This window comes from Actinomadura litoris, from assembly GCF_009733595.1.
Lineage (GTDB): Bacteria > Actinomycetota > Actinomycetes > Streptosporangiales > Streptosporangiaceae > Spirillospora > Spirillospora litoris.
Genome location: NZ_WOFH01000010.1, coordinates 55,728 through 67,930 on the forward strand (window position 1 = coordinate 55,728; position 12,203 = coordinate 67,930).

Sequence of the window (12,203 nt, forward strand, 5' to 3'; positions counted from 1 at the left end):
CGGCGGGGCGACACGCCGTCCGCTTCTCCAAGGAACCGCCAGGCTCCTTGGTTACTCTCATCATCATGGCCACACGTGCGTCCGGAGCGAAGAGCACCTCGCGTGCCGGGGGCAGCGCGGCTCGTAAGCCCGCGAGCTCCACCCCCCGCAAACGCCCGTCCGGCGGCGCGTCCAAGGGCGGCGCCAAAGGCGCTGCGAAGGGCGGGGCGAAGGGCGGCGCGAAGGGTGCGGCGCGCGGCTCGGGCGGGCGGCGGCCCGCGGCCCCGCAGCCCCATCCGATCGTCCAGGTCATCTCAGGGTTCGCCCAGCTCGTGTTCAAGCTCTACCAGCTCGCGGCGGTCTCGGTCGGGTCGCTGTTCCGCGCCTACGGCAACAGCGCCCGGAGCCTCGACCCCGAGCACCGCCGCGACGGGCTCGGGCTCGCGCTGCTCGGCTCGTCCATCGTGCTGGCCTCGGTCACCTGGTTCCGGCCCGACGGCGTCGTCACGATCGCGCTGGAGAAGGTCGTGCGCGGCGGGCTCGGGCTGATGGCGGTCGTGCTGCCGGTCCTGCTGCTGCTGCTGGCCTGGCAGACGCTCCGCCACCCCGAGCAGCACGAGGACACCGGCCGCGTCGTCATCGGCTGCACCGCGCTCGCCGTCGGCGTCCTCGGCGTGCTGCACATCGCGGCGGGCGTGCCGTCCCCCGCCAAGGACATGCCGGCCGTGCGCGACGCGGGCGGCGTCCTCGGCTGGGTGGTCTCGGCGCCGCTGGAGGCCGGGCTGAGCGGCTGGGTGGCCGTCCCGCTGCTGCTGCTCCTGTCGTTCTTCGGGCTGCTGGTCGTCACCGCGACCCCCATCAACAAGGTCCCCGAGCGGTTCGGCGACCTGTGGACGCTCGCGACGCTCCAGGGCCGTCCGGCACGCGACGCCGAGGACGGGGCGCCCGCCGAGGAGGCCCCGAAGAAGCGCCGCCGCAAGAGCAGGAAGGCCGACGGCGAGGCCCCGGAGGACGGCGAGCTGGAGGTCGGCGAGCACTCCAAGCCCTACGACACGCCCCTGCTGGAGGACGCGCCCCGCAAGGGCGAGCGCGGCGGCCGCGCCGACCGGTCCGGCCGCGACCTCGTCGACGACCTGTTCGAGCCCGACCCGTTCGGCGCCGAGGTCCCGCCGCCCGCCCCGCCCTCCGACGACGAGCCCGTCCCCGACGACCTCCCCGACCTGCCCGACCTGCCCGAGCTGCCCGACCTGCCCGATGTGCCCGAGCCGGCGGACGCCCACGCCGTGCCCGACCCGACGCCGGCGCCGCGCAGCTCCGAGCAGCTCCCGCTGTCCTCCTCCGGCGAGATCTACGCGCTGCCCGACGCGTCGGCGCTGCGGCCCGGCAGCGTCGCCAAGCCGCGCACCAAGGCCAACGACACCGTCGTGAACGCGCTGTCGGGCGTGCTCGACCAGTTCGACATCGACGCGCAGGTCACCGGGTTCACCCGGGGCCCGACGATCACCCGGTACGAGATCGAGCTGGGCCCCGCCGTCAAGGTCGAGAAGGTCACCGCGCTCACCAAGAACATCGCCTACGCGGTGAAGAGCGCCGACGTGCGCATCATCTCCCCGATCCCCGGCAAGTCGGCGATCGGCGTGGAGATCCCCAACGTCGACAAGGACATCGTCAGCCTCGGCGACGTGCTGCGCTCGCCCGCCGCCACCAACGAGCACCACCCGATGATCGTCGGCCTCGGCAAGGACGTCGAGGGCCGCACGGTCGTCGCCAACCTCGCCAAGATGCCGCACATCCTCATCGCGGGCGCCACCGGCGCGGGCAAGTCGACCTGCATCAACGGGCTCATCACCTCGATCCTGATGCGGGCCACGCCCGACGAGGTGCGGATGATCCTGGTCGACCCCAAGCGCGTCGAGCTGACGATGTACCAGGGCATCCCGCACCTGATCACCCCGATCATCACCAACCCCAAGAAGGCCGCCGAGGCGCTCGACTGGGTCGTCGGCGAGATGGACCGCCGCTACGACGACCTCGCCGCGTCCGGGTTCCGGCACATCGACGACTTCAACAAGGCGGTGAAGGCGGGCAAGCTCACCGCGCCGCCCGGCAGCGAGCGCGTCTACACGCCCTACCCGTACATGCTGGTCATCGTCGACGAGCTGGCCGACCTGATGATGGTCGCGCCGCGCGACGTCGAGGACTCGGTCGTCCGCATCACCCAGCTCGCCCGCGCCGCCGGCATCCACCTCGTGCTCGCGACGCAGCGCCCGTCGGTGGACGTCGTCACCGGCCTCATCAAGGCCAACGTCCCGTCCCGGCTGGCGTTCGCGACGTCCTCGCTGGCCGACAGCCGCGTCATCCTCGACCAGCCGGGCGCGGAGAAGCTCGTCGGGCAGGGCGACGCGCTGTTCCTGCCGATGGGCGCGAGCAAGCCCATGCGCATCCAGAACGCCTACGTGGCCGAGAAGGAGATCCACGGCGTCGTCGACCACTGCAAGGGGCAGATGGAGGCGAACTACCGGGAGGACGTCGCCGAGTCCAACGCGCCGAAGAAGGAGATCGACGAGGAGGTCGGCGACGACATGGACCTGCTCGTCCAGGCGATCGAGCTGGTGGTGTCCACCCAGTTCGGGTCCACCTCGATGCTCCAGCGCAAGCTGCGCGTCGGCTTCGCCAAGGCCGGGCGGCTCATGGACCTGATGGAGAGCCGCGACATCGTCGGGCCGAGCGAGGGGTCCAAGGCGCGGGACGTCCTCGCCAAGCCCGACGACCTTCCCGGCGTCCTGGCGGAACTGCGCGGGGGCTGACCGCCGGCGGGCGGCCGAAGACCGACCATGAGCCGACCGCACCCGGTGTTCGGCGGCGCGTTCCCCGGAGGCCTCGCCGCGGAGTGCGGACGGTTCCCTCCCGTGGGAAGGGTGGCGGGCGGGGCGATGGCGGAATGATGCGAAATCTTGCCCAGTTTCGAACGTGTTGGCTGTCGCTCAGCGGGCATTGCGGTTCCTAGACTGATGTCACCGGATCGTGTGGTAGGCCATGGGCGCGCTCAAAGGAGGCTCGGCGTGAGCATCGGAGAGACCTTGGCGACGGAGCGTCAGCAGGCCGGTCTCTCGGTGACCCAGGTCAGTCTCCAGACGCGGATACGCGAGACCGTCATCCGCGGCATGGAGTCGGACGACTTCTCCACCTGCGGCGGCAACTTCTACGCCCGCGGCCACATCCGCAGCGTCTCCCGCGTGATCGGCATCGATCCGGAACCGCTGGTCGCCGAGTTCGACGCGACGCACGGCGGCGCGCCGCAACCCGTGTCGGCCGTGTCGGCGTTCGAGCCCGAGCAGCCGGTCGCCTTCCGCGAGCGCCGCTCCCCGAACTGGAGCGCCGCGATGGCGCTCGCCCTGGCGCTCGTGGTGATCTACGGGATCGTGCAGGTCGTCGGGCACGGCGGCGGGAGCGAGCGGCGCACCGCCCAGCAGGTCGCCGGCACCCCGGCCGCGCCGGCCCCGCCGCGCCCGACGACGGCGCCGCCCAAGCGCAGCGACCCGGTCGTGGCCGCGCCGCGCAAGCACGTCGAGCTGGCCGTCCAGGTCAGGCGGACGACCTGGGTCAGCGTGCGCGGCGACAAGGGCGCGCCGCTGTTCAGCGGCATGCTCCGCCAGGGCGACCACAAGCGCTGGACCGCCAAGAAGAAGATCAGCGTCGTGATCGGCGTCGGCGGCGGCGTCCGGATGACCGTCAACGGCAAGGACATCGGCTCGCCCGGCAAGGGCCGGGGCGTGCAGCAGCTCAGCTTCGGGCGCGACGACCCGAAGACGGCCTGACGGCCCGCTGGTCGGCCGGGGCTCCCGCGCCCATTACCTTAGGGGCATGTCCACACGGCGTAAGGTCTCACTCATCACGCTCGGCTGCGCCCGCAACGAGGTCGACTCCGAGGAGCTGGCGGCACGGATCGAGGACGCGGGCTGGGACCTCGCCGAGGGCAGCGGCGACGCCGACGTGGTCGTGGTCAACACCTGCGGCTTCATCGAGGCGGCGAAGAAGGACTCCATCGACACGCTGCTGGCCGCGCACGACTCCGGCGCGAAGGTCGTCGCGGCGGGCTGCATGGCCGAGCGGTACGGCAGGGAGCTGGCCGAGGCGCTGCCCGAGGCGCACGCGGTGATCGGCTTCGACGACTACACCGCGATCGGCGAGCGGCTGGAGGACGTCGTCGCCGGCCGCGCGCACCAGGCCCACACCCCGCGCGACCGGCGCACGCTCCTGCCGATCAGCCCGGTCGAGCGCACCGCCTCCAGCGGGGACGTGGCGATCCCGGGCCACGGTGCCCACGAGGACGACGCGCTGCCCGACGGCGTCGCCCCCGCGTCCGGGCCCCGGGTGCTGCGGCGGCGGCTCGGCGGCGGGCCGGTGGCCCCGCTGAAGCTGGCCTCCGGCTGCGACCGGCGCTGCACGTTCTGCGCGATCCCGGCCTTCCGCGGCGCCTACGTGTCGCGCCCGCCGGCGGAGGTGCTGGAGGAGGCGCGCTGGCTGGCCGGGCACGGCGCCCGCGAGCTCGTGCTCGTCAGCGAGAACTCCACGTCCTACGGCAAGGACCTCGGCGACCTGCGGGCGCTGGAGCGCCTCCTTCCCGACCTCGCCGCCGTGGCCGGCATCGACCGCGTCCGCGTCAGCTACCTCCAGCCCGCCGAGACCCGTCCGGGGCTCATCGAGGCGATCTGCGGCACCCCCGGCGTCGCGCCCTACTTCGACCTGTCGTTCCAGCACGCGAGCGGGCCGGTGCTGCGCTCGATGCGGCGCTTCGGCGACCGCGAGCGGTTCCTGGACCTGCTCGCCCAGGTCCGCGCGCTGGCGCCCGAGGCGGGCGTGCGGTCCAACTTCATCGTCGGGTTCCCCGGCGAGAGCGAGGACGACGTCGAGGAGCTGGCGGCGTTCCTGACCGCCGCGCGGCTGGACGCGGTCGGCGTCTTCGGCTACTCCGACGAGGACGGCACCGAGGCCGCGAACCTGCCCGGCAAGATCGACCCGGCGGAGGTCGCCCGCCGGGTCGAGGAGCTGACGGCGCTCGCCGAGGAGCTGACCGCGCAGCGCGCCGAGGACCGCGTCGGCACGGTCGTCGAGGTCCTGCTGGAGGAGGAGGCGGCCGACGGCGCGTTCGAGGGGCGCGCCGCGCACCAGGCGCCCGAGGTGGACGGCACGGTCCTCGTCCGCGGCGAGGGCCTGGCGGTCGGCGCGATCGTCCCGGCCCGCGTGACCGGCAGCGACGGCGTGGACCTGATCGCGGACGCGCTGACCGGCGCCGCCGCGGGCGCGCCGGCGGAGGTGTCGCGGGGCGCGGCGGCGGACGTGCCGTGATCGCGGGCGCCCCCGGCCCGGTCGCGGGGTCGTCCCCCGACCCGCCGCCGAGCGCCAGCGTCTACAACATCGCCAACGCGCTGACGCTCGTCCGGATCGCGCTGGTCCCGCTGTTCGTCTGGACGCTGTTCCTGGACGGCACCGGCTGGCGGCTCGCCTCGTTCGCGGTGTTCGCCGCCGCGTCCATCACCGACAAGATCGACGGTGACCTCGCCCGCGCCCGGGGCCTGGTCACCGACTTCGGCAAGATCGCCGACCCGATCGCCGACAAGGCGCTCATCGGCGCCGCGCTGGTCAGCCTCTCGGTCATGGGGGAGCTGTGGTGGTGGGTGACCGCCGCCATCATGGTCCGCGAGATCGGCATCACCGTGCTGCGGTTCGTCGTGATCCGGCGCGGGGTGATCCCGGCGAGCAAGGGCGGCAAGCTGAAGACGCTGCTCCAGGTCTTCGCGATCGGCTTCTACATCCTGCCGGGGCCGCTCGACCCGCTGCGCTGGGCGACGATGGGCGCGGCGCTGGCCGTCACGGTCGTCACCGGCGCGGACTACCTCGTCCGGGCGTGGCGGCTGTGGCGGAGCGGGGACGGGGCCTCCTAGGCCGCCAGGCGGCCTCAGGTGGCCGTGAGGGCGTCGCCGAGGCGCAGCGCGCCGGGGACGCGGGGCACGCCCAGCCGCCCGAACATGATCTCTCGCCCGCCGCCGAAGCGCTCGACGCGGTAGCGGCCGAGGGCGCGCAGCGGGGCGGGCGCGCGGCGCGCCGTCTCCTGGTCGGTGTTGATGATGACGCACCGGCCGCACGGCCTGACGAGGCCGATCTCCACGGCGTCCGGCGCGGGCCCGCGCAGGGAGGTGACGGAGTCCTCGCCGTACGGGCCCAGACCCTCAAGGACGATGTTGGGGCGGAACCGGCTCATCGGGAGCGCGACGTCCACGCGGCGGTTCAGGTCGTCGAGCGACTCGCGGGACAGCACCGACACGGGGTAGCCGTCGGCGAACGCCAGGGTCCCGTCGCCGGGGAGGGTGCGGCGCGTCCCGGTGAAGCGGACGAGGCGGCACTCCAGCCCGAGCGCCGCACCGAACCACGCCGCGGGCTCATCGCCCTGGTCGACGCCCTGGCAGGGACGCCCGTGGACGGTCACGTCGCGGGCCGGGCCGTCCGCCGCCTCCCACACCAGCGGCGCGCTCGCGAGCGGCGACTCGACGGTCAGCTTCGCGCCGTCGAAGCCCGGGCGCAGCAGCGCCAGCTCGGGCACCTCGCGCTGCGAGAGGTGCCGCCCGTCCGGCCGGACGAGCATGAACGCGCGGTCGTGCCGCAGCCCGGTCGCGGTCAGGTCGGCCTCGGCGAGCGCGACGCCGCCCGCGCTCTTGATCGGGTACACGGTCAGCCCGGCGATGACGGCGGTCATGGCTCGGACGGTACGGCGCCGCGCGGCGGCGAGGCCAGCGATCCGGACGGTACCTGACACCGATTCGTCAGGTTGGGCGCGCTGCGGCATCCTGGCGCCGGGAGGACGACGATGACCGCACAGGACTTCACCTACGCCGAGGTCGGCGCGACCTGGGACGCCGACCGGCCGGACGGCTACCGCCACATGCGCGTGCGCACGCTCGTCGGCGAGGGCCCGGCGGTCATGCGGAACGCGACCGACGCGCTGATGGAGTTCTGGATGCACCGGGCGCTGCCCGCGCGTGTGCGGGCGTCGGCGCCGCGCGTGGCGCCGGGGGTGAGCGTGGAGGTCGGGCTCGGCGCCGGCCCGCTGCGGCTGAGGGCGCCGTGCCGCGTCGTGTGGACGCGGGAGGAGGAGCACCGCGCCGGATGGGCGTACGGGACGCTCCCGGGCCATCCGGCCGCGGGGGAGGAGGCGTTCGTCGTGCACCGGGACGAGTCGGGCGAGGTATGGCTGACCGTCACCGCGTTCAGCCGCCCGGCGGGGGCGGCGGGGCGGCTGGCCGGGCCGCTCATGCCGGTGTTCCAGCGCGCCTACGCGCGGCGCTGCGGCGCCGTGCTGCGCAGGCTCGCGCGGGCCTGACCGACCCCCGGGCAGCAGGGGAGGTGGGCTGCGAGGCCGCGCCCACCCCGGTCGTGGCCCCGCAGCCCGGTCTTCGGGCCCCAGGCAATTATCCCTGTGAATGGGAATGCTTTGTGCACGGGCAAATGAGTTCTGACTCACAACGTCACGATCAGAGTCCGACAAGTCGGACACCACGCCCATGATCTTGCCGAGCACGTGCCGACGAAGCGTTCCTTCGGCCCGTTCCCGTCCGCGCGCCGTGAGTGATGTGTCTGTGATACAGCATGCAATGCGCGGCCCCCCGATTTCCAGCGCGACGAAAAGAGAAATGTGGGTGTGGCCCCTTGGGCACGTTCCGATTTTCCGCAGAGCGGAATGCGGCGTCCTGATCCGGCCGCGCGGCGGCCGCCGCGCCCGCGCCCGGCCGGCTGTCGGCGGCCCGCTGTAGATTCGGGTCGCTGGACGCGGTACGGCGAGGATGGGGGGCGTGATGCGGGTCGAACTGCTCACGGTCGGGGACGAGCTGCTCCTCGGCGACACGGTCAACGGGAACGCGGCGTGGCTCGGGCGGCGGCTCGCCGACCACGGCGTCGAGGTGACGCGCAGCGTGGTCGTCGGCGACGAGCTGGACGTCATCGTGGAGGCCGTCGCCTCCGCCTTGGGGCGCGCCGACGCGGTCATCACCACCGGCGGCCTCGGCCCCACCTACGACGACGTGACCCGCGACGCGCTCGCCAAGGCGGCCGGGGTCGGGCTCGTCCGCGACCCGGCGCTGGAGCGGCGGCTGCGGGAGCGCGCCGAGGCGTCGGGGCGGATGTTGCAGCCGATGGCGTTCCGCATGGCGGAGGTGCCCGAGGGCGCGGGCCTGCTGCGCAACTCCGCCGGGACGGCGCCGGGCCTGCGCGTCGAGCTGCCGGGCGGGATCGCCTATGCGCTGCCGGGCGTCCCGTTCGAGATGCGCACCATCATGGACGAGGTCGTGCTGCCCGAGCTCGCCGCGATCGCCGGGCCGCCCGGCGTCGCGCGCCGCACCCTGCGCACCGCGCGCGTGTGGGAGTCGGTCCTCGCGACCCGGCTCGCCGAGGTCGAGGCCATGGACGGCGTCAGGCTCGCCTACCTGCCCGACCCCGCGGAGGTGAAGATCCGCGTCACCGCCGCCGGGCCGGACGCGCCGGGGCGGCTCGCCGCCGCCGAGGCGCGCGTCCGCGAGCTGCTCGGCGACGTCGTGTACGGCGTCGAGGACGAGACGCTCGCCCGCGTCGTGCACCGGCTGCTCGTCGAGCGGTCGGCGACCGTCGCGGCGGCGGAGTCGCTGACCGGCGGGCTCATCAGCGCCGAGCTGACCGCGGCGCCCGGCTCGTCCGAGACCTACGCGGGCGGGATCGTCGCCTACGCGACCGAGATGAAGGCGCGGCTGCTCGGCGTCCCGGACGCCCTGCTGGCCGAGCACGGCGCCGTCCACCCCGACGTCGCCGCCGCGATGGCGGCGGGCGTCCGCGACCGGCTCGGCACCACCTACGGACTCTCCGTGACCGGCGTGGCGGGTCCCGAGCCGCAGGACGGCCGTCCGGTGGGAACGGTCTACATCGGTTTGGCCGGTCCTGAGGGAACGCGGACTGTGGTCAGCCCGAAACTCCCGGTGCCGGGCAAGGGGCCGGAGATCCGCGCGGTGATCCAGCGGATGACCGTCGTCCATGCCCTTGAGCTGCTCAGACGCGCCCTGCTCGGACTTGACGTGGCCGAGTGGAGCGAGGAGTCTCGACGCGATCGGGAAGAGTGGGGCTGATTACAGCGTTACGTTCCGAGCGAACACGAAATCAACGGTCTGCCACGGTCACCGTCAGGGCGGGTACGGTGGAACCGGCAGATGGTCCGAACTGAGGGAGGGAGCGAGACGATGGTCCTGCTTCGCCAGCTGCTCGGTGACGTACTGCGGCAGCTGCGGCTGCGCCAGGGACGCACCCTCCGTGAGGTGTCCGCGGCGGCGCGGGTTTCCCTCGGCTACCTCTCCGAGGTGGAGCGGGGACAGAAGGAAGCCTCTTCGGAGTTGCTTTCTTCTATCTGCAAGGCCCTAGGTGTGCCGCTGTCGCACGTGCTCAGGGAAGTGGCGGATCAACTGGCCCTCGCCGAGCTGCAGCACGAGCCCGTCATGGCGGGTGCGCCCGAACACGAGCGCATCACGGCCGAGAGCATTCCGGAGACTCCGGAAGAGATCACAGGGGAACTCCGCGCCGACATGGTCGCGGCCTGACCCGTCCCACGCGCGCCCAAGCCCCATCGGGCGCGCCCATGCCCGGACGCGGCGCTCCTCCCCACGAGCCCACGTCCGAGCCCGGACGGCCCGCTCGGGTACCGTCCAGCCCCCGTTCGTCCACGCCCGAAACGACCTTCGGCCTGGGCGGACGTTCCCGCGCGAGCCCGCGCACGAGACGGGCCGCGAGTGTGCGCGGCCTCACGTATGAGCCCGGCATATGAGGGGATCTAACCCCGTTGTAGCGGACAACCGTAACGACGCGGAAGGAGCCCACCATGGCGGAGGTCAAGAGCCCGCTCGGCGAGGACGCCCGGAAGACCGTCGGAAACGCCCTGCAGGGCGCCCTGGTCGACCTGATCGACCTCGCCCTCGTGGCCAAGCAGGCCCACTGGAACCTGACCGGACGCAACTTCAAGGTCGTCCACGAGCACCTCGACGAGGTCGTGGACCTCGCCCGTGAGGGCCAGGACGACGTCGCCGAGCGCGCGGTCGCGATCGGCGTGAACCCCGACGGCCGCGCCCGCACCGTCGCCGACCGGACCGCGCTGCCCCAGCTGGAGGCCGGCTACCTCGCCGACGACAAGGTCGTCGCCGCGGTGACCGACGCGCTGGCGCAGGTCATCGCGCGGTTCCGCGAGCGCGTCGCCGAGACCGACGAGCCCGACCCGATCACGCAGGACCTGCTCATCAGCATCACCGCGCAGCTGGAGAAGCAGCACTGGATGTTCCAGGCGCAGACCTGACCGTCGGCCGCCCCCATGGGAGGCAGACGCGTCCGGCCCGCGAGAAGGCCCCAGTCCCGCACTGGGGTCTTCTCGCGTCCCCCGGCCTGGACCGGCGGGCGGCCCGATAACCGGTGGCCGGCCCGGCCCCGCGCCCGCCAGCATGGCGGGTCATGAAGAGGGAGCAGATCAGCGCCGCCGCCCACGCCCGCCATCCGATCGCGGGCCCGCTGGAGGAGGCGTCGGTCCGCCGCCTGCTCGACCGCGCGGCGCCGGAGCGCGGACGCGTCCTCGGCCTCGGCTGCAACACCGGCGCGTGGCTGCTGCGGGCTCTGGACGGCCGCCCCGGGCTCCGCGCCGACGGCGTCGATCTGGACGAGGGCGCCCTCGCCACCGGACGGGCGCGGGCCGCCGAGGCCGGGCTCGGCGACCGGGTCGCGTTCCATCTGGGGGACGCCCGCGCGTTCACCTCGTCCAAGCCCTACGACCTGGTGCTGTCGGTCGGCGCGGCGCACGCGTTCGGCGGGCTGATGCCGACGCTGGCCGCCGCCCGCGGCCATCTGGCGCCCGGCGGCGCCGTCCTCGCCGGTGACGGCTTCTGGGAGCGCGAACCCGGGCGGGCGGCGCTCGACGCGGGGTTCACCGCCGACGAGTACGCCGGTCTTCCCGCCACCGCCGACCGGATCGCCGCCGCCGGCTGGACGATCGTCTACGCGTACGTCAGCACCCGGCACGAGTGGGACGACTACGAGTGGTCCTGGACGGGTGCGCTCGCCCAGTGGGGCATCGACCACCCGGAGGACCGCGCCGACGCGTTCGCGGCCGCCGAGGAGCATCGCCGCGCCTGGCTCCACGGCTATCGCGGGACGCTCGGGTTCGTCACCTTCGTCCTGCGCGAGACCCCCTGAGCGAGGCCCGACCGGAGGTCAGGCGGCGGCGAGCCGGCCGACGACCGTGTCGGCGAACTCCAGCGCGAGCGGGCTCAGCGCGTCGAAGCGACGCGCGGCCCATCCGGCGGTGAGCGGCGGCAGCCCCGGCACGGGGACGAGGCGGACGTCGCCCGTCCCCGCCCCCCACCCGGGCAGCGCGGGCAGGATCGCGTGCCCGAGCCCGAGTTCGGCCAGCAGGAGCGCGGTGTCCCAGTCGGCCACGCCGGTGGTCGAGGCGAGCCGCACGCCGTGCCGGTCGAGGTGCGTCTCCAGATGGACGCGGGACGTGGAGTGCGCGGGCAGCTCGATGTGCCGGATCCCGGCGAGGTCGTCCAGCGTGACCGCCTCGCGCCCGGCCAGCGGGTCGTCCACGTGGACGGCGAGGACCCAGGGCAGCTCGCGCGCCGGGCGCTGCTCGACGCCCTCCAGCGGCGGTCCGACCGTGACCCAGGCCAGATCCGCCCGGTGCGAGCGCACCGCCTCCAGGCAGCGGCGGCTCGACCCGGCGGTCTCGAACCGGAGCGCGGTCTCGGGATGGCGCGCCCGGAACGCGGCGACGCCCGCCGCCATGAAGTGCCGGACCGTGGTGGCGCCGGTCGCGATCCGGACCGTGCCGCCCACGCCGCGCCGCAGGTCGTCGAGCCGGCCGAGCGCCGCGTCCAGCCCGGCGATGCCGTCGGCGGCGGCGCGCAGCAGCACGCGGCCCGCGCCGGTCGGCCGGACGCCGCGCGGCAGCCGCTCCAGCAGGACGAGCCCGGTCTCCCGCTCCAGCCGCCGGACGTGCTGGCTCACGGCGGGCTGGCTGCACGCCAGGTCGCGCGCGACGGCGCTCAGGTTCCCCGCCTCGCACACCGCGACGAACACCCGCAGGTCGTCCAGGGTCATCGCCCCAAGCTATCCCTAAGAGATCAATAAGGAAACCCGAGAATTGACTTGGGTGGCCGCGCGGCGCACGATCG

At 73.9% G+C, this 12,203-nt stretch carries 11 protein-coding genes; 9 read left to right on the forward strand and 2 right to left on the reverse strand.

Going from position 1 to position 12,203, the window contains the following annotated elements; all coding sequences use genetic code 11:
- The first annotated feature begins 65 nt into the window (after positions 1–65).
- The 4 genes from GNZ18_RS26260 to GNZ18_RS26275 all read left to right on the forward strand — a co-directional run bounded on the left by GNZ18_RS26260 (position 66) and on the right by GNZ18_RS26275 (position 5,924).
- Positions 66–2,786, forward strand: a complete 2,721-nt coding sequence (locus GNZ18_RS26260) for a DNA translocase FtsK (RefSeq protein WP_156219232.1) — start codon at positions 66–68, stop codon at positions 2,784–2,786.
- Positions 2,787–3,041: 255 nt separating this feature from the next.
- Positions 3,042–3,797, forward strand: a complete 756-nt coding sequence (locus GNZ18_RS26265; protein WP_214617550.1) for a helix-turn-helix domain-containing protein — start codon at positions 3,042–3,044, stop codon at positions 3,795–3,797.
- A 46-nt stretch (positions 3,798–3,843) separates the two neighbouring features.
- Positions 3,844–5,328, forward strand: coding sequence for a 30S ribosomal protein S12 methylthiotransferase RimO (gene rimO, locus GNZ18_RS26270; protein WP_156219234.1), 1,485 nt, complete (start codon positions 3,844–3,846; stop codon positions 5,326–5,328).
- A complete protein-coding gene (locus GNZ18_RS26275) occupies positions 5,325–5,924 on the forward strand; it encodes a CDP-alcohol phosphatidyltransferase family protein (RefSeq protein ID WP_376766285.1) in 600 nt (199 codons plus the stop codon). The genes rimO and GNZ18_RS26275 overlap by 4 nt, the downstream gene beginning before the upstream one ends.
- Before the next feature lie 14 nt (positions 5,925–5,938).
- Here GNZ18_RS26275 and GNZ18_RS26280 read toward each other — a convergent pair whose 3' ends face one another.
- Positions 5,939–6,733, reverse strand: a complete 795-nt coding sequence (locus GNZ18_RS26280) for an MOSC domain-containing protein (RefSeq protein WP_156219235.1) — start codon at positions 6,731–6,733, stop codon at positions 5,939–5,941.
- 111 nt (positions 6,734–6,844) lie between these two features.
- Here GNZ18_RS26280 and GNZ18_RS26285 point away from each other — a divergent pair, with 111 nt between their 5' ends.
- From GNZ18_RS26285 to GNZ18_RS26305, 5 genes are all read left to right on the forward strand, one after another.
- Complete coding sequence (locus GNZ18_RS26285; RefSeq protein ID WP_156219236.1) at positions 6,845–7,357, forward strand: DUF1990 domain-containing protein; 513 nt, start codon at positions 6,845–6,847, stop codon at positions 7,355–7,357.
- A 472-nt stretch (positions 7,358–7,829) separates the two neighbouring features.
- Positions 7,830–9,125 carry a CinA family nicotinamide mononucleotide deamidase-related protein gene (locus tag GNZ18_RS26290; RefSeq protein WP_156219457.1) on the forward strand — a complete coding sequence of 432 codons (1,296 nt, stop codon included), beginning with the start codon at positions 7,830–7,832 and terminating at the stop codon, positions 9,123–9,125.
- A 111-nt stretch (positions 9,126–9,236) separates the two neighbouring features.
- Positions 9,237–9,590, forward strand: a complete 354-nt coding sequence (locus GNZ18_RS26295; protein WP_156219237.1) for a helix-turn-helix domain-containing protein — start codon at positions 9,237–9,239, stop codon at positions 9,588–9,590.
- A 278-nt stretch (positions 9,591–9,868) separates the two neighbouring features.
- Positions 9,869–10,336 (forward strand): Dps family protein, encoded by a 468-nt coding sequence (locus tag GNZ18_RS26300; RefSeq protein WP_156219238.1) that lies wholly within the window; start codon positions 9,869–9,871, stop codon positions 10,334–10,336.
- A 152-nt stretch (positions 10,337–10,488) separates the two neighbouring features.
- Positions 10,489–11,223: an SAM-dependent methyltransferase gene (locus GNZ18_RS26305; protein ID WP_156219239.1), complete on the forward strand. Its 735-nt coding sequence runs from the start codon at positions 10,489–10,491 to the stop codon at positions 11,221–11,223.
- An 18-nt stretch (positions 11,224–11,241) separates the two neighbouring features.
- On the opposite strand, the gene GNZ18_RS26310 is transcribed toward GNZ18_RS26305, so the two are convergent.
- Positions 11,242–12,129, reverse strand: coding sequence for a LysR family transcriptional regulator (locus GNZ18_RS26310; RefSeq protein ID WP_156219240.1), 888 nt, complete (start codon positions 12,127–12,129; stop codon positions 11,242–11,244).
- Between the last annotated feature and the right edge of the window lie 74 nt (positions 12,130–12,203).